General features: G+C 68.3%; 14 protein-coding genes. 6 read left to right on the plus strand and 8 right to left on the minus strand.

Annotated elements, in window-relative coordinates; translation table 11 throughout:
• The first annotated feature begins 133 nt into the window (after positions 1 to 133).
• From glgX to AC07Q9_RS22265, 4 genes are all read left to right on the plus strand, one after another.
• Complete coding sequence (gene glgX / locus AC07Q9_RS22250) at positions 134 to 2,209, plus strand: glycogen debranching protein GlgX (RefSeq protein ID WP_495311819.1); 2,076 nt, start codon at positions 134 to 136, stop codon at positions 2,207 to 2,209.
• Between the two features lie 84 nt (positions 2,210 to 2,293).
• Positions 2,294 to 3,631 carry a glucose-1-phosphate adenylyltransferase gene (gene glgC / locus AC07Q9_RS22255; protein WP_495311820.1) on the plus strand — a complete coding sequence of 446 codons (1,338 nt, stop codon included), beginning with the start codon at positions 2,294 to 2,296 and terminating at the stop codon, positions 3,629 to 3,631.
• A gap of 8 nt (positions 3,632 to 3,639) precedes the next feature.
• On the plus strand, positions 3,640 to 5,109 hold the full coding sequence (gene glgA / locus AC07Q9_RS22260) for a glycogen synthase GlgA (RefSeq protein WP_495311821.1): 1,470 nt from the start codon (positions 3,640 to 3,642) through the stop codon (positions 5,107 to 5,109).
• 43 nt (positions 5,110 to 5,152) lie between these two features.
• Complete coding sequence (locus AC07Q9_RS22265) at positions 5,153 to 7,636, plus strand: glycogen/starch/alpha-glucan phosphorylase (protein WP_495311822.1); 2,484 nt, start codon at positions 5,153 to 5,155, stop codon at positions 7,634 to 7,636.
• Between the two features lie 144 nt (positions 7,637 to 7,780).
• On the opposite strand, the gene AC07Q9_RS22270 is transcribed toward AC07Q9_RS22265, so the two are convergent.
• The 4 genes from AC07Q9_RS22270 to AC07Q9_RS22285 all read right to left on the minus strand — a co-directional run bounded on the left by AC07Q9_RS22270 (position 7,781) and on the right by AC07Q9_RS22285 (position 10,526).
• Positions 7,781 to 8,251: an ExbD/TolR family protein gene (locus AC07Q9_RS22270; RefSeq protein WP_495311823.1), complete on the minus strand. Its 471-nt coding sequence runs from the start codon at positions 8,249 to 8,251 to the stop codon at positions 7,781 to 7,783.
• A 15-nt stretch (positions 8,252 to 8,266) separates the two neighbouring features.
• Positions 8,267 to 8,962: a MotA/TolQ/ExbB proton channel family protein gene (locus AC07Q9_RS22275; protein WP_495311824.1), complete on the minus strand. Its 696-nt coding sequence runs from the start codon at positions 8,960 to 8,962 to the stop codon at positions 8,267 to 8,269.
• 27 nt (positions 8,963 to 8,989) lie between these two features.
• Entirely contained in the window at positions 8,990 to 9,790 is an 801-nt protein-coding gene (gene dapB, locus AC07Q9_RS22280; RefSeq protein WP_301179184.1) for a 4-hydroxy-tetrahydrodipicolinate reductase, read from the minus strand.
• A gap of 175 nt (positions 9,791 to 9,965) precedes the next feature.
• Positions 9,966 to 10,526, minus strand: coding sequence for an outer membrane protein assembly factor BamE (locus AC07Q9_RS22285; protein ID WP_354345456.1), 561 nt, complete (start codon positions 10,524 to 10,526; stop codon positions 9,966 to 9,968).
• A gap of 85 nt (positions 10,527 to 10,611) precedes the next feature.
• On the opposite strand from AC07Q9_RS22285, the gene fur reads away from it, so the two are divergent.
• Entirely contained in the window at positions 10,612 to 11,031 is a 420-nt protein-coding gene (fur, locus tag AC07Q9_RS22290; protein WP_056584276.1) for a ferric iron uptake transcriptional regulator, read from the plus strand.
• Positions 11,032 to 11,090: 59 nt separating this feature from the next.
• Here the strand turns inward: fur and hprK are convergent, their stop codons facing one another.
• The 4 genes from hprK to AC07Q9_RS22310 form a co-directional block, all read right to left on the minus strand.
• Positions 11,091 to 12,050 (minus strand): HPr(Ser) kinase/phosphatase, encoded by a 960-nt coding sequence (gene hprK / locus AC07Q9_RS22295; RefSeq protein ID WP_062481041.1) that lies wholly within the window; start codon positions 12,048 to 12,050, stop codon positions 11,091 to 11,093.
• Positions 12,051 to 12,151: 101 nt separating this feature from the next.
• Positions 12,152 to 12,619, minus strand: a complete 468-nt coding sequence (locus tag AC07Q9_RS22300) for a PTS sugar transporter subunit IIA (protein WP_042581318.1) — start codon at positions 12,617 to 12,619, stop codon at positions 12,152 to 12,154.
• Between the two features lie 191 nt (positions 12,620 to 12,810).
• Positions 12,811 to 13,140: a ribosome hibernation-promoting factor, HPF/YfiA family gene (hpf, locus tag AC07Q9_RS22305; RefSeq protein ID WP_013538898.1), complete on the minus strand. Its 330-nt coding sequence runs from the start codon at positions 13,138 to 13,140 to the stop codon at positions 12,811 to 12,813.
• Positions 13,141 to 13,459: 319 nt separating this feature from the next.
• Positions 13,460 to 15,577 carry an ATP-dependent helicase gene (locus AC07Q9_RS22310; RefSeq protein WP_495311825.1) on the minus strand — a complete coding sequence of 706 codons (2,118 nt, stop codon included), beginning with the start codon at positions 15,575 to 15,577 and terminating at the stop codon, positions 13,460 to 13,462.
• A 225-nt stretch (positions 15,578 to 15,802) separates the two neighbouring features.
• Between AC07Q9_RS22310 and corA the strand changes: the two genes are divergently transcribed.
• Positions 15,803 to 16,789 (plus strand): magnesium/cobalt transporter CorA, encoded by a 987-nt coding sequence (corA, locus tag AC07Q9_RS22315; protein WP_056584267.1) that lies wholly within the window; start codon positions 15,803 to 15,805, stop codon positions 16,787 to 16,789.
• Positions 16,790 to 16,810 lie beyond the last annotated feature (21 nt).

The following is a 16,810-nucleotide window of genomic DNA, read 5'->3' on the forward strand; positions in this document are numbered from 1 at the left end:
GCGAAGCGGAGGGTCGCAGACAGTGGGGTCGCCTTTCTTTTGCCTACTTTTCTTTGGCGAAGCAAAGAAAAGTAGGTCGCCTGCCGGGGCGAGTCCCGGCCTCGGGAAGCAAACGCCCAGGAGCACAAGCAACATGCTGAGCCCAGGCACCCCCCTCCCCTTAGGCGCAACCCCGTCACAGCAAGGCGTCAACTTCGCCATCGCAGCGCCAACAGCCAGCAAAGTAGAACTCTGCCTCTTCGACAGCACAGGCAAGAGCGAACAACAGCGCCTACCGCTCCCAGATTGCACAGACGGCATCTGGCACGGCCTGCTTCCCAACGCAAGAGCCGGCCTGATCTACGGCTACCGAGTCCACGGCCCGTGGGCACCCCATGAGGGAAAACGCTTCAACCCCGCCAAGCTCCTCCTCGACCCCTACGCCCGAGAAATCCTCGGCCACTACAACGGCAGCGATCTCTTCCTAGGCCACGCCCCCACAGACCCGACCCAACGCGACCACAGAGACAACGCCCCCATCGCCCTCAAGGCCCGCGTCACAGCACCCAGCAACGCACCCCAAACAACAGGCCGCGCCCACATTCCTCCCACAGACCGCGTCCTCTACGAACTCCACATCCGCAGCCTCACCCACCAGCACCCCGGCGTTCCCGAACCGCTAAGAGGCACCTACGCAGGACTCGCAGAACCCGCCCTCCTCGACCACCTGCAACGCCTGGGCATCACCACCCTCAGCCTCATGCCCGTGCAGCACCGTGCCGACGAACAGCGCCTGCTCGCCAAGGGCCTGACCAACCACTGGGGCTACAACACCATCGGCTGGTTCGCCCCCGAGGCGCGCTTCTGGAGCGGCCGCCCCGGCACCACGCCCGCCAGCGAGTTCCGCGCCATGGCCGATGCGGTGCATGCGCGCGGCATGGAGCTGGTGATCGACGTGGTCTACAACCACAGCGCCGAAAGCGACGAGCTCGGCCCCACGCTCTCGCTGCGCGGCATCGACAACGCCCTGTACTACCACCTGCGCCCCGACGACCGCGCCCTGTACGAGAACTGGGCCGGCACCGGCAACTGCCTGAACCTCGGCGAGCCGCGCGTGCTGCAGCTCGTGATGGACAGCCTGCGCTTCTGGGCCTGCGAGATGGGCGTCGACGGCTTCCGCTTCGACCTCGCCCCAGTGCTCGGCCGCGACGCGCAGCGCGGCTTCGAGGTTCGCGCGCCCTTCTTCGCGGCGATGGCGCAAGACCCGTTGCTGTCGCGCACGCTGCGCATCGCCGAGCCCTGGGACCTCGGCCCCGGCGGCTACCGGCTCGGCGAGTTCCCGCCCGGCTGGCTCGAATGGAACGACCGCTTTCGCGACACGCAACGCGGCTTCTGGCTGCGCCAGGGGCGCGAGGGCGCCGCCGGCCTGGGCGACTTCGCGCACCGCTTCACCGCGTCCAGCGCGAGCTTCGCGCACGATGGCCGGGCACCGACGGCAAGCGTCAACTTCATCACCGCGCACGACGGCTTCACGCTGCGCGACCTCGTGAGCTACGAACAGCGCCACAACCTCGCCAACGGCGAAGACAACCGCGACGGCCATGCGCACAACCTGAGCACCCACTGCGGCGTCGAAGGCCCGAGCGACGACCCCGCCGTGCGCACGATGCGCGCGCGCCTGCAACGCACGCTGCTCGCCACGCTGCTGCTGTCCCAGGGCACACCGATGCTGCTGGCCGGCGACGAACTCGGCCACAGCCAGGGCGGCAACAACAACGCCTACTGCCAGGACAACGAGACCACCTGGCTCGGCTGGATCGGCCTGTCTGACCCGTCCAGCGAACGCGCCCGGCTGACTGCGTTCGTCGCGCGGCTCACCGCCCTGCGGCGCGAGGCGCCGACGCTGCGCAGCGCGCATTGGTGGCCGGCCGAACCGCCGGTCGACGCCTCACCAGGCCTGCGCTGGCTGCGCCCCGACGGCCAACCGATGGCGCCGGCCGACTGGCACGCGGGCACGGCACTTGCGATCCTGTTCGGACATGCCGAAGGCGCCTGGCTGGTGCTGGTGAATGCGGGCCCGAGCCCCGTCGCCTTCACGTTGCCGCAGGGCGACTGGCGCTGCTGCCTGGCCACCGATGCCGAAGACCCCGACGACCTGCGCGCCGCGCCCCGCCCGCTGGGCCGCACGGCGCAGGTGCCGGTTTCGAGCCTCTGGCTTGCAAGAACGTAGGAGCCAAGCCCACGGCGCAGTGCCAGACTCGGTGCGGACACTCTGACGACGACGAACTCAACAAGCGAACGAACGGAGACACAGATGGACAAGCTCAACACCCAGGGCGCACAAGCCCCGCAGGCGCCCCTGCAGGCCCATCAACTGGTCCGCCGCACCATCGCGCTGGTGCTGGCCGGCGGCCGGGGCTCCCGCCTCAAGCAGCTCACCGACCGGCGCGCCAAGCCGGCCGTGTACTTCGGCGGCAAGTTCCGCATCATCGACTTCGCGCTGTCCAACTGCCTGAACTCCGGCATCCGGCGCATGGCGGTGGTCACGCAGTACAAGTCGCACTCGCTCATGCGCCACCTGCAGCGCGGCTGGAGCTTCCTGCGCGCCGAGCTCAACGAGATGGTCGACGTGCTGCCCGCGCAGCAGCGCATGGGCGACGAGCACTGGTACCGCGGCACGGCCGACGCGGTGTACCAGAACCTGGACATCATCAGCACCCGCTCCACGCCGCACGACTACGTGGTGGTGCTGGCCGGCGACCACATCTACAAGATGGACTACTCCATCATGCTCAAGGACCACGCCGAGCGCGGCCTGGGCTGCACGGTCGGCTGCATCGAGGTGCCGCGCCACGAGGCCACGGCCTTCGGCGTGATGGCAGTGGACGACGGCCGGCAGATCACCAGCTTCCTGGAGAAGCCGGCCGATCCGCCCGCCATGCCCGGCCACCCCGACCTGGCGCTGGCCAGCATGGGCATCTACATCTTCGACTCGGCCTACCTGTACCGGCTGCTCGAGGAAGACAACGCCAACCCCGACTCGAGCCACGACTTCGGCAAGGACATCATCCCGCGCGCCGTGGCCGAGGGCCGCGCGCTGGCGCATCCGTTCAGCATGTCCTGCGTCACGCGCGCCTCGCGCGGGCCCGACGCCAAGGCCTACTGGCGCGACGTGGGCACGATTGATGCATTCTGGGCAGCCAACCTCGACCTGGCCTCGATCACCCCGGAGCTCGACATCTATGACACGGACTGGCCCATCTGGACCTACCAGCGGCAGCTGCCGCCGGCCAAGTTCGTGCTCGACCGCGAGGGCAAGCACGGCATGACGGTCAACACCATCGTCTCGGGCGGCTGCATCGTTTCGGGCTCGAAGATCAGCAGCGCGGTGCTGTTCTCGGGCGTGCGCATCCACTCCTTCTGCGAGATCAACGAGGCCGTGCTGCTGCCCGACGTGGAAGTGGGCCGCGGCTGCCGGCTGAACCGCGTGGTGATCGACCGCGGCTGCGTGATCCCCGACGACACGGTCATCGGCGAAGACGCCGAGGCCGATGCCGCGCGCTTCGAGCGCACGGAAACGGGCGTGGTGCTGGTCACGCGCGAAATGCTGCGCCGGCTGGCGCCCGACCCTGTTCCCACGGCCGCTTCCTGATCCACACCATGCGCATCCTCCAGGTCAGCGCCGAGCTGTTTCCCCTCCTGAAGACCGGCGGCCTGGCGGACATCGCCGGCGCCCTGCCCCTGGCGCTCATGGCCGCGGGGCAGGAGGCGCGCGCGCTGCTGCCGGGCTTTCCCGCCATCGTGGCCGGCGTGCGCGACCTGGTGCCGGTGGCCGAGTTCACCGCGCCCTGGGGCGAGCGCTTCGGCCTGCGTGCCGGGCACGTCGCCATCGCCGGCGCGCCGCCGATTCCCACCTACGTGATCGACGCGCCCGCGCTCTACGACCGGCCCGGCAACCCCTACGAAGACACGACGCGCCAGCCTTACAGCGACAACCACCGGCGCTTCGCGCTGCTGGGCTGGGCGGCGGCGCAGCTCGCGCAGGGGCTCGACCCCGGCTGGCGGCCCGACATCGTGCACGCGCACGACTGGCACGCGGCGCTCGCGCCCGCCTACCTGGCCTTCGCACGGCGCGCGGGCGGCCCGCGCACGGGCAGCGTGTTCACGGTGCACAACCTGGCCTACCAGGGCGTGTTCGCGCCCTGGCACTTCGCCGAACTCGGCCTGCCGGCGCCGGCCTTCCACATGAACGGGCTGGAGTACCACGGCCAGATCTCCTTCATGAAGGGCGGCCTCTACTTCGCCGACCAGCTCACCACCGTGAGTCCGACCTACGCGCTCGAGATCCAGACACCCGAGCAGGGCTGCGGCCTCGACGGCCTGCTGCGCCAGCGCAGCAACGTGCTCAGCGGCATCCTCAACGCGGTCGACGACCAGGTCTGGAATCCGTCCACCGACGCCGCGCTGGTGCAGGGCTACCAGGCGCCCGAAGGCCGCCACATGGCCGGCAAGGCGCGCTGCAAGTCGGTGCTGCAGCGCCAGCTGGGGCTGGCCGAGCGCCCCGACGCGCCGCTGTTCATCGTGGTGAGCCGGCTCACCGAGCAGAAGGGCCTGCACCTCGTGCTCGGCGGCCTCGACACGCTGCTGGCGCAGGGCGGCCAGCTGGCGCTGCTGGGCAGCGGCGAAGGCTGGCTCGAAGAGGCCTTCCGCCAGCGCGCGGCGGCGGCGCCCGCCTCGGTGAGCGTCACCATCGGCTACGACGAGACGCTGGCGCACCAGCTCTTCGGCGCGGGCGACGTGACGATCGTGCCTTCGCTGTTCGAGCCCTGCGGCCTCACGCAGATGTACGGCCTGAAGTACGGCAGCCTGCCGCTGGTGCGCCGCGTCGGCGGGCTGGCCGACACCGTCGTCGACTGCACGCTGGAAGACATGGCCAGCGGCGCCGCCACCGGCTTCGTGTTCGACCGCTTCGAGGACGCCGACTACGACCGCGCCCTGCGCCGCGCCTTCGCGCTGTACGAGCGCGCCCCCGACTGGCGCCGCGTGCGCGGCAACGCCATGCGGCGCCCGGCCGACTGGGGCACGGCAGCGGCGCAGTACATCGATGTGTACCAACGGGCGCTGGCCTGAAGCCCCCGCCCCACACCCCACCACCCACTCCGGGAACGCCCCCATGACGATCAAGGACTTCGCCTACGACCACCCCGACCGCGACGTTGCCGCCTTCAAGCGCGCGGTGGCCAACAAGCTGATCTACGCCGTCGGCAAGGACCCCGTGGCCGCCAGCCCCGACGACTGGCTGCACGCCACCGCGCTGGCCGTGCGCGACCAGCTCGTCGAGCGCTGGATGACGACCACGCGCGCCAACTACGCGCAGGACCTCAAGCGCGTGTATTACCTCTCGATGGAGTTCCTCATCGGCCGCACTTTTACCAACGCGCTGCTCGCCGTCGACCTGTACGGCACCGTGCGCGAGGCGCTGGCCGACTTCGGCGTCGACATGGCGGCGCTGGCCGAGCGCGAGCCCGATGCGGCGCTCGGCAACGGCGGCCTGGGCCGGCTCGCGGCCTGCTTCCTCGATTCGATGGCCACACTCGGCGTGCCCGGCATGGGCTACGGCATCCGCTACGAGTACGGCATGTTCCGCCAGCGCATCGTCGACGGCCAGCAGGTCGAAACGCCCGACTACTGGCTCACGCGCGGCAACCCGTGGGAGTTCCAGCGGCCCGAGGTGAACTACCGCGTGCGCTTCGGCGGCCATGTGCAAAAGCGCGAAGGCAAGAACGCGCCCTACGGCGCGGCCGACTGGGTCGACACGCACGACGTGCTCGCCGTGGCCTACGACACCATCATTCCCGGCTACGGCACGCAGGCCACCAACACCTTGCGGCTGTGGTCGGCGCGCGCCACCGAGGAGATCGACCTGTCGGCCTTCAACCGCGGCAACTACATGGCGGCGGTGGAGAGCAAGAACCACTCCGAGAACGTCTCGCGGGTGCTCTACCCCGACGACTCCACGCCCTCGGGCCGCGAGCTGCGGCTGCACCAGGAGTACTTCTTCTGCAGCGCCAGCGTGCAGGACCTGCTGCGCCGCTACCTGCGCAACCACACGAGCTTCGACCAGCTGTCGGAAAAAGTCAGCATCCACCTGAACGACACGCACCCGGTGCTGGCCGTGCCCGAGCTCATGCGCCTGCTGCTCGACGAGCACGGCCTGGCGTGGGACGTGGCCTGGGCGCACACGCAGAAGGTGTTCAGCTACACCAACCACACGCTGATGCACGAGGCCCTGGAAACCTGGCCGGTCGAGATGCTGGGCCGCATCCTGCCGCGCCACCTGCAGATCCTGTACGACATCAACGCGAAGTTCCTGGCCGCCGTGACGCAGACGCACGGCCAGGACGTCGAGCTGGTGCGCCGCCTCTCGCTGATCGACGAGACCGGCGAGCGCCGCGTGCGCATGGCCTACGTGGCGGTGCTCGCGAGCCATTCGGTGAACGGCGTGTCGGGGCTGCACTCGGAGCTGATGAAGCAGTCGATCTTTGCCGACTTTGCCAAGATCTTTCCCGAACGCTTCAACAACAAGACCAACGGCGTCACGCCGCGCCGCTGGCTCGCGCAGGCCAACCCGCCGCTGGCCGCGCTGCTCGACCAGCGCATCGGCAAGGGCTGGCGGCGCGACCTGTCGCAGCTCGAAGCGCTGCGCCCGATGGTCGCGCAGCCCGCCTTCGTGCGCGCCTTTCGCCATGCCAAGCGCGAGAACAAGCTGCGGCTGGCCAACTGGGTCGGCGAGCACCTGAAGCTCGACCTGGACACCAACGCGATGTTCGACGTGCAGGTCAAGCGCATCCACGAGTACAAGCGGCAGCTGCTCAACGTGCTGCACGTGATCGCGCGGTATCACCGCATCCTCGATGCGCAGGCCAGCGGCACGCCGCTCGACATCGTGCCGCGCGTGGTCGTGTTCGCGGGCAAGGCGGCCTCGGCCTATGCGATGGCCAAACAGGTGATCCGCCTCATCAACGACGTGGCGGCCACCGTGAACGCCGATGCGCGCGTGGGCAAGCTGCTGAAGGTGGTGTTCCTGCCGAACTACAGCGTGAGCCTGGCCGAGATCATCATGCCGGCGGCCGACCTGTCGGAGCAGATCTCCACCGCGGGCACGGAAGCGTCAGGCACCGGCAACATGAAGTTCGCGCTCAATGGCGCGCTCACCATCGGCACGCTCGATGGCGCCAATGTCGAGATGCGCGAGAACGTCGGCCCCGAGAACATCTTCATCTTCGGCCACACCACGCCCGAGGTGGCCGACATCCGCGCCCGCGGCTACCAGCCGCGCGAGATCTACGAGGAGAACGCCGAACTGAAACGCGTGCTCGACGCCCTGCGCGACGGCGCCTTCTCGCCGGGCGAGCCGGCGCGCTACCAGGGTATCTACGACGCGCTCGTGAACTGGGGCGACCACTACCTGCTGCTGGCCGACTACGCGAGCTATGTCGCGAAGCAGGCCGAGGTCGATGCGCTGTACCGCGATGCGGAGGCGTGGACGCGCATGGCGATCCTCAACGTGGCGGGGATGGGGGCGTTCTCGTCGGACCGGACGATCGCGGAGTACGCGCATGAAATCTGGCACACGAAGCCGGTTGTGCTGAGCTGAGCCGGACTTTCGGTATTTCTTCCTCCCCTTCCGGGGGAGGGTTGGGGTGGGGGCACGACGGCTCTCAATGAAGCACTGCGGTGAATCGGAGGCCGCTGTGCCCCCATCCCAACCTTCCCCCAGCGGGGGAAGGAGCAAAACCACTCAGCGCGGTTTGGCGGGGGCCGCTTCGGCCTCGGTCACGAACCCGATGCGACTCAACCCCGCCTTGTTCGCAATCCCCATCAGCGCCACCACCTTGCCGTAGGGCACGGTCTGGTCGGCGCGCAATTGCACCTCGGTGTCCTTGCTGTCGGCGGCGGCCTTTTCGAGCTGGGCGGTCAGCTCGTCGTCGGTCACAGGCTTGTCGTTCAGGAAGACCTTGCCCGAGGCATCGACCGACAGGCTCACGAACTTCGGCGTGTCGTTGGGCTGACCCGCGTCGGTCTGCGGCAGGTCGAGCTTGATCGAGCTCGCCATCAGCGGCGCGGTGATGATGAAGATCACCAGCAGCACCAGCATCACGTCGATCAGCGGCGTGACGTTGATGTCGGACAGCGGACGTTGCCCGCCCGCGCCCATGGCCCGCCCGCCGCCTGCGGCGCTGCTGCCCAGTGAGGTGCGTCCGAAGGCCATGGTGTGCGTTGCGCGTTAAACAGGCATCGCCCGCGCGGGCGGCGGTGCGGCGGGTGCCGGCGCTTCGCCGAAGCTGCCGAGCAGGTCGTGCGCGAAGCCTTCGAGCTCGGCCTCGACACGGCCCACGACGCGGCCGAACACGTTGTAGGCCAGCACGGCCGGAATGGCGACGGCGAGGCCGAAGGCCGTCATGACGAGCGCCTCGCCGACCGGCCCGGCCACCTTGTCGATGGTGAAGCCGCCGGCCTGGCCCGCGATGCCCGCCAGGGCGCCATAGATGCCCCAGACGGTGCCGAGCAGGCCGACGAAGGGCGCGGTGGCGCCCACGGTGGCCAGCAGGATCTGCCCGGCCTGCAGGCGCCGCAGCGCGCCGTGCAGCGCGCCGCGCAGCACGCGCGTGAGGCGCTGGTTGCGGTCGACCGTGGCACCCAGCGTGTCGCTAGGCGCTTCGGTGGCGGCCTGGCGCAATGCGGCCACGGCGGGGCGCACGAGTTCGGCGCGGTCGAAGGCCTGCAGCTTCTGCTCAGCCTCGGCCAGGGTGGCCGACTGCCAGAAGGCGGCGATGCTGCGCAGCACGTCGCGCGTGCCGCCACGCAGCAGCCAGGCTTTCCAGAGGATCACGACCCAGCTGGCGATCGACATCGCGAGCAGCAGCGCGGCCACCGAACGGCTGACGCCGTCACCGTGGGTCAGCAGTTCGAGCACGCTCATTCGCGTCCTTGGTTGTGGTCCGCGTGCTTAGCGCAGACCCAGCACGTCGAACATGTCGAACAGGCCGTTGCGCTGGCCGCTCAGGAAGCGCACCGCACGCAGCGCGCCCTGCGCGTAGGTCACGCGGCTGGACGACTTGTGGGAGATCTCGATGCGCTCGCCGATGCCAGCGAACAGCACGGTGTGGTCGCCCACGATGTCGCCGCCGCGGATGGTGGCGAAGCCGATGGTCGACGGGTCGCGCTCGCCCGTGATGCCTTCGCGGCCGTAGACGGCGCAGTCCTTGAGGTCGCGGCCCAGCGCGTCGGCGATCACTTCGCCCATCTTGAGCGCGGTGCCCGAGGGTGCGTCGACCTTGAAGCGGTGGTGGGCCTCGACGATCTCGATGTCGTAGCCGGTGGCCATCGCGCGGGCGGCCATGTCGAGCAGCTTGAGCGTGACGTTGACGCCCACGCTCATGTTGGGCGCCATCATGATGGCGACGTCTTTCGCGATCTCGGCGATCTCGGCCTTCTGCGCATCGCTGAAGCCGGTGGTGCCGATCACGGCCTGCACGCCCAGCTCGCGGCACACGGCCAGGTGCGCCATCGTGCCTTCGGGGCGGGTGAAGTCGATCATCACCTGGGCGTCCTGCAGGCCGGTACGCAGGTCGGCCACGATGGGCACGCCGCTGGTGAAGCCCAGGAAGGCCGCGGCATCGGCGCCGAGGGCGGCGCTGCCGGCGATGTCGAGCGCGCCGGCCAGGCGGCAGTCGGGCGCGTTGCGCACGGCTTCGATGAGCATGTGGCCCATGCGGCCGGAAGCGCCGGCGATCGCCACCCGGCGCAGCGCGGGAGCGGAGGAGGAAGAATCGGAAGTGGGGGTGGTGGTCGGTTCAGTCACGGGGATTCGGTCGTTGAAAAGTCCCTACGGGGGCCATGGACACCGACGAAAGCCACCCCACCGGCCCGGCGGGCACCGCCCGCAGGAGGGGTGGCCGCCGCCGGAGCCCTGCCGCGCACGCTCAGCGCGCGGCTTCGAGCGGGGGGTAGGCGGCCGGCAGCGCGGGCATGGGGGCTGCCGGGGTGCCGGTGGTGTCGGCTTTCTTGTCGGCTTTGGGCGCGAATTTCTTGAGCTCGTCTTCGGTGGCCTCGAGCTGCGGCACCTTGCCGCTCTTGCGGCGGGTGTCGAGCGTGGCGACGAATTCTTCTTCGCTGGGCATTTCGTCGCCCTCGAAGCGGTCCATGAGTTCGCCGTTGAAGAACACGGTCAGGCGGCGCTCCTGCGGATCGACGCCCTGGCGGCGGATCGTGAAGACGTAGTCCCAGCGGTTGGCGTGGAAGACGTCGTTCAGCAGCGAGGTGCCGAGGATCTCGCGCACCTGTTGGCGCGACATGCCGGGCTTGAGTGCCGCGACCTGTTCCTTCGACACGAAATTGCCTTGCACCACTTCGACTTTGTAGGGGGTGACGGCAGACAGCGCGCCACGCGTGCGTTCGCTGAAACCGCTGCAGGCACCGAGGGCGAGCGTCGCCGCAATGGCAGCAACCAGCAACCAGGGCCGGCGTTGGAGGATGGCAGGCATGGGAGAAGAGGGGGTAGCGATATGATCGAACATTGTAGCGGTCGAGCCTGAAGGCCCGGCCTCAGCCCAGGGCGCAGGAACCATCATGGCCAACATCGACGAACTCAAGAACACCGGCCTCAAGGCCACCTTGCCGCGGCTGAAGATCCTCGAGATCTTCCAGACCGGCAGCCAGCGGCACATGACCGCGGAAGACGTCTTCCGCGTGCTGCTCAACGAACACTCCGACATCGGCCTGGCCACCGTGTACCGCGTGCTGACGCAGTTCGAGCAGGCCGGCATCCTGGAGCGCAGCCACTTCGAAAGCGGCAAGGCGGTCTACGAACTGAACGAAGGCACGCACCACGACCACCTGATCTGCACCTCGTGCGGCAAGGTCGAGGAGTTCTACGACGCCGAGATCGAACGCCGCCAGCAGATGATTGCCAAGGACAAGGGCTGGATCCTGCAGGACCACGCCATGTCGCTGTACGGTCTGTGCGGCGATTGCGTCAAGAAGCGCTGACGCTGAAGACCTGCTGAAGCAGAAAGCGGCCCTTCACTTTGAAGGGCTTTTTTCTTTGCTCAGTCCGGATCGCGCCCGCTCTCCATCGCCTTGTGGTGGCGCGCCACGAAATCGGCATAGGTGTCGATGCCGCGCAGCTGCAGGATCGAATTGCGCACCGCGGCTTCCACCAGCACGGCGATGTTGCGCCCCGCCACCACCTGGATGATGACCTTGCGCACCGGAATGCCCAGCACGTCCTGCGTGAGCGGCGCCGAGGGCATGCGCTCGTAGTCGCGCTCGAAGCTGTCGCGCCGCACGAGGTGCACGATGAGCTTCAGGCGCATCTTCCGACGCACCGCCGTCTCGCCGAAGATCGCGCGGATGTCCAGCAGGCCAATGCCGCGCACCTCCAGCAGGTTCAGCAGCAGGTCGGGGCAGCGGCCCTCGATGGTGTTCTGGTTGATGCGGTACAGGTCGACCGCGTCGTCGGCCACGAGGCCGTTGCCGCGCGAGATCAGCTCCAGGCCGAGCTCGCTCTTGCCCAGGCCCGACTCGCCCGTGATCATCACGCCCATGCCCAGGATGTCCATGAACACGCCGTGCATCGAGGTGCGCTCGGCGAAGTGCTTGGACAGGTAGGCACGCAGCAGGTCGATCACGAAGGCCGACGATTCGCGCGTGGCAAACAGCGGCAGCTGGGCGCGCTCGCAGATCGACAGCAGCTCGTCGGGCGCGGCCTGGCCGTCGGCCAGCACCAGCATCGGCGGCTCCAGCGTGACGATGCGCCCGATGCGGCGCACGCAGTCTTCCTTGCTGCCGCGCGTGAGGTAGGCCACCTCGCGCGCGCCGAGGATCTGCACGCGGTACGGGTGGATGTAGTTCAGGTAGCCGACCAGGTCGGCGGCCGACTGTGCGCGGCTGATGACGTCGGGGTCGAACTGGCGCTCCGAGGCGCCCAGACCCGCGAGCCATTCCCAGCGGAGCGACCCGCGGAACTCCTCGAACATGGCATCGGCGCTGATGACGGTCGGCTTCATGCGTGCGGCGGCCGGCGCGGGACGCCGGCATTCTGGTCAGGATGGAGGGAGAGAAAAGCGTCGCCGCAGCTTATCAGCAGCGGCCGGCCCGGCGCGTGCGCTCAGGCGACCTGGGTCGATTGCCAGCCGGCGATGAGGCCGTGCAGTGCGGCGGCGTCGGTGCTGGACTTGATCTGCTCGCGCAGGCCGGCGTCGCTCAGCAGCTCGGCAATTTCAGACAGGATTTCGAGGTGCTTCTGCGTGGCCGCTTCGGGCACCAGCAGGAAGATCAGCAGCGCCACGGGCTGCTCGTCGGGAGCGTCGAAGCCGATGGGGTTCGCCAGCTGGAACACCGCGGCCATCGGCGCCTTGAGGCCCTTGATGCGGCCATGGGGAATGGCGACGCCATGGCCCAGACCGGTGGAGCCGAGGCGCTCGCGCGCGAACAGGCTGTCGGTGATGAGGGCACGGCCCAGGCCGTGAAGGCTCTCGAACAGCAAGCCGGCTTCTTCGAAAGCACGTTTCTTGCTGGTGGCGTCAACGCTCACGAGCACTTGAGCGGGCGGCAGGATGGACGCGAGGCGATTCATGGTGGGGTCAGAGCGGGGGCGATTATGCACCTCATCGGTAAAAACCCCCAGTCCCTCTAATTACTTTCGTCTACATGTGTTGCCGAGAGGCGTCGCTTCCTCTGGGGGCCTTGCAAAGCCCCACCAATGTGGTCGGACAAACAAAAGGCCGCCCGAAGGCGGCCTGGGATGCGGGGCGCGGGGCCCGGCGTTTACATCACGCGCTTGGGCGCCACGTGATGGTGGTCCTGCAGGCGATCCTTGTGGCGGACCACCTGGCGGTCGAGCTTGTCGACCAGCTCATCAACCGCGGCGTACAGATCAGCGTGGCTCGATTCCGCGAACATGTCATTGCCCTTGACGTGAATGTTGCACTCCGCCCTTTGGCGGCGTTCCTTTTCCTTCTGCTTTTCCACCGTGAGGATCACCTTGACATCGACCACCTGGTCGAAATGTCGCGTGATCCGGTCCAGCTTGCTCGTGACGTAGGTGCGCAAGGCAGGTGTGACGTCGAGGTGATGACCGCTGATCGTCAAATTCATGAATGACCTCCTGAGAATTGACGGTTGGGGAAATGACCGCGCTCCGGGATGAAGCGTGGCCGGCGAAACAGGTTTGGGGGAGAACGGGAGAAGAGGAAGAGAGAGGTGAGAAAGGGGGCGGTCGGATTCACTATGCCCAAGCTGTCACGGTATTGCAATACCGGGGCTTGCCCGAGTGACGGGCCGGTGTATTGCATGCCCTAATCCGCTATTGATTCCATAGCTGCCCCCGTGCAGTGGCATGCCCTTGCGGCACATTGGAAGCAAGTGTTTCCACGCGCCGCGCGCAGTGACCCTCCCGCCCGAAGGGCCGGCCCGTTCAGCGCCAGGCGGCGCGCATGCGGTTGCGCAGGTCGATCACCGCGGCCGGCGGCGGCACGGCGGGCGGCAGCACCGGCGGCGGTGGCCAGGTCTGCAGCTCGAAGCCCGCCAGGTCGGCCTCCGTGATGAAGCGGGTGCGGTTGGCGTACAGGTGCCGGTCGCCACGCGCCGCCTGCTGCGTGATGTGGAAGCGCTGCGGCATCACCAGGTGCAGGTGGTCGCGGGCCCGCGTCATCGCCACGTAGAGCAGGCGCCGTTCTTCTTCCAGCTCGTGCGCGCCCTGCGCCACGTCGGCCGGCATGCAGCCGTCGACCACGTTGATGACGTGCACCGAATTCCACTCCTGCCCCTTGGCCGAATGGATGGTCGACAGGATCAGGTAGTCCTCGTCGAGCGAGGGCGGGCCGGGCCGGTCGCTCGTGGCTTCGGGCGGGTCGAGCGTGAGCTCGGTGAGAAAGCGCTCGCGCGAGCCATAGCCGGCCGCCAGCCGCGCCAGCTGTTCGACGTCGGCGCGTCGCACGCCCGAGGTGTCTTCGTACAGCCGCTCCAGGTGCGGCTGGTACCACTGCATGGCCACCTCGACGTCGGCCGGCCACTGCAGCGACGGCGCGCGCAAGGCGGCGTAGGCCTGGGCGAAGTCGGCCCACTGTTCGCGCGCGGCCGACGGCGGCACGAAGTCCCGCACGGCCGCGGCCGGGTCGGCCGCCTGGTCCATCGCGTCGAGCAGGCGCGTGCCGGTGGCCGGGCCCACGCCGGGAATGAGCTGCGTGACCCGGAAGCCCGCCATGCGCCCGCGCGGGTTCTGCGCGAAACGCAGCACCGCGAGCAGGTCCTTCACATGCGAGGCCTCGAGGAACTTGAGCCCGCCGAACTTCACGAACGGGATGTTGCGCCGCGCCAGCTCCAGTTCGAGCGCCGCGCTGTGCGACGAGGTGCGAAACAGCACCGCCTGCGACTTCAGCGCCAGCCCGCCTTCGCGGTGCGCCAGGATCTTGTCGGCCACCCAGCGCGCCTGCCCGGCCTCGTCGGGCACGAGCACCAGCACCGGCTTGCCGGCCGAGGGCTTGTCGGTCCACAGCGTCTTGGCATGCCGCTCGGCGGCCTGCGCGATGACGCGGTTCGACACGTCGAGGATCGGCTGCGTCGAGCGGTAGTTGCGCTCCAGCGTGACGATGCGCGCCTCTTGCGAGAACTGCGACGGAAAGTCGAGGATGTTGCGCACCGTGGCGCCGCGGAACGAGTAGATCGACTGCGCGTCGTCGCCCACCACCGTCACGCCGCGCCCGTCGGGCTTCATCGCACGCAGGATCTCGGCCTGCAGCAGGTTGGTGTCCTGGTACTCGTCGACCAGCACATGGTCGAAGCGCGCGCCGACGTGCGCGGCCAGCGCGGGCTCGGCGACCATCTCGGCCCAGTAGAGCAAGAGGTCGTCGTAGTCGAGCACGTTCTGCTGCTGCTTGGCCTCGACGTAGGCGCCGAACAGCGTCTTGAGCTGCGCCTCCCACTCGGCGCACCAGGGAAAGCTGTCTTTCAGCACAACGGCCAGCGGCGCGCGCGTGTTCACGCAACGCGAGTAGATCGACAGGCAGGTGCCCTTGCGCGGGAAACGATTGACCGTGGACGACAGGCCCAGCTCGTGCCGCACCAACCCCATCAGGTCTTCGGCGTCGCCGCGGTCGTGGATGGTGAAGTTCTCGTCCAGCCCGATCTGCGCGGCGTACTCGCGCAGCAGCCGCGCGCCGATGCCGTGGAAGGTGCCGGCCCACGGCAGCGCCGGCGGGCGCTCCGACTTCAGGCCCAGCACGCGCGCCAGCACCTGGCCCGCGCGGCGCTCCATTTCCTGCGCGGCGCGGCGCGAGAAGGTGAGCAGCAGCAGGCGCTGCGGATCGACCCCGCCCGCAATCAGGTGCGCCACCCGGTGCGCGAGCGTGCTGGTCTTGCCCGAGCCGGCACCGGCGATCACGAGCAGCGGCCGGTGGTCGGCGCCGACCGCCGCGCCCACGCCATGCTCGACCGCCGCGCGCTGGTCGTCGTTGAGCGCGGCGAGCGCCGCGGCCAGGCGCTCGGCTTGCGTCTTCGGCGGGGTGGAAAGAACGGGGGACGCAGGGGTCTGCATGGGCACGACTTTACTGTATGTCCGTCCAGTCCACGCGCCTTGTGCCCCAGTGGCCGGTGACATAATCGCGCCTCGCTGCAACCGGAGACTCCCCATGGAAACCGCCCCGTCTCGGCAGCTTTCAACTCCCATCCGACGCCGCGCATGATGTACTGACGCCGGGTCTGCGGGAATTGAAAGCGCCCCTCCCTCGCCCATCGTTCAGTCATCCCCGGGAGTGAGCCCATGCTCAACATCTTTACGCTCGCCAACGGCCGCCTCGTCCAGGAAGAGATCGAGTCGCTCGAAGAGCTCTCCAAGTTCCAGCCGATCTGGGTCGACCTCGAGTCGCCCACGCTCGAGGAAAAGCGCTGGATCAAGCAGTACTACGGCCTCTCGATTCCCGAAGACGCGATGGACGAGGACATCGAGGAGTCGGCCCGCTTCTACGAGGAAGACAACGGCGAGCTGCACATCCGCTCCGACTTCTTGATCGACGACGACGAAGACCCGCGCACGGTGCGCGTCGCCTTCATCCTGAACCAGCACAACACCGACCTGCGCAGCCGCGGCGTGCTGTTCTCGATCCACGACGAAGACGTGCCCGTGTTCCGCCTGCTGCGCATGCGCGCACGCCGCGCGCCGGGGCTGATCGAAGACGCCAAGGAAGTGATGCTCAAGCTCTTCGACGCCGACGCCGAATACTCGGCCGACACGCTGGAGAACATCTACGACGAGCTCGAAGTGGCGGGCAAGAAGGTGCTGTCGGGCAACGTCAGCGACGAGCTGGCCGGCGAAGTGCTCGGCGCCATCGCGCGCCAGGAAGACTTGAACGGCCGCATCCGCCGCAACGTGATGGACACGCGCCGCGCCGTGAGCTTCATGATGCGCAGCAAGATGCTCAACGCCGAGCAGTTCGAAGAGGCGCGGCAGATCCTGCGCGACATCGAATCGCTGGACAACCACACGGCCTTCCTGTTCGACAAGATCAACTTCCTGATGGATGCGACCGTCGGTTTCATCAACATCAACCAGAACAAGACCATCAAGATCTTCTCGGTGGCCAGCGTCGCGCTGCTGCCACCCACGCTGATCGCGAGCATCTACGGCATGAACTTCAAGTTCATGCCCGAGCTCGACTGGGCCATGGGCTACCCCTACGCCATCGCGCTGATGGCCGCGAGCGCGCTGGTGCCGATGTGGTACTTCCGCCGACGCGGCTGGCTCAAGTAACGCCGCGCAGCGGGTGCTAGA

The sequence above is a fragment of the Variovorax sp. GW821-FHT09A10 genome, assembly GCF_059418385.1.

Coding starts and splice junctions, on each gene's coding strand:
- glgX (WP_495311819.1), top strand. CDS start 134: ATGCTGAGCCCAGGCACCCCCCTCCCCTTAGGCGCAACCCCGTCACAG.
- glgC (WP_495311820.1), top strand. CDS start 2,294: ATGGACAAGCTCAACACCCAGGGCGCACAAGCCCCGCAGGCGCCCCTG.
- glgA (WP_495311821.1), top strand. CDS start 3,640: ATGCGCATCCTCCAGGTCAGCGCCGAGCTGTTTCCCCTCCTGAAGACC.
- AC07Q9_RS22265 (WP_495311822.1), top strand. CDS start 5,153: ATGACGATCAAGGACTTCGCCTACGACCACCCCGACCGCGACGTTGCC.
- AC07Q9_RS22270 (WP_495311823.1), bottom strand. CDS start 8,251: ATGGCCTTCGGACGCACCTCACTGGGCAGCAGCGCCGCAGGCGGCGGG.
- AC07Q9_RS22275 (WP_495311824.1), bottom strand. CDS start 8,962: ATGAGCGTGCTCGAACTGCTGACCCACGGTGACGGCGTCAGCCGTTCG.
- AC07Q9_RS22285 (WP_354345456.1), bottom strand. CDS start 10,526: ATGCCTGCCATCCTCCAACGCCGGCCCTGGTTGCTGGTTGCTGCCATT.
- fur (WP_056584276.1), top strand. CDS start 10,612: ATGGCCAACATCGACGAACTCAAGAACACCGGCCTCAAGGCCACCTTG.
- hprK (WP_062481041.1), bottom strand. CDS start 12,050: ATGAAGCCGACCGTCATCAGCGCCGATGCCATGTTCGAGGAGTTCCGC.
- AC07Q9_RS22300 (WP_042581318.1), bottom strand. CDS start 12,619: ATGAATCGCCTCGCGTCCATCCTGCCGCCCGCTCAAGTGCTCGTGAGC.
- hpf (WP_013538898.1), bottom strand. CDS start 13,140: ATGAATTTGACGATCAGCGGTCATCACCTCGACGTCACACCTGCCTTG.
- AC07Q9_RS22310 (WP_495311825.1), bottom strand. CDS start 15,577: ATGCAGACCCCTGCGTCCCCCGTTCTTTCCACCCCGCCGAAGACGCAA.
- corA (WP_056584267.1), top strand. CDS start 15,803: ATGCTCAACATCTTTACGCTCGCCAACGGCCGCCTCGTCCAGGAAGAG.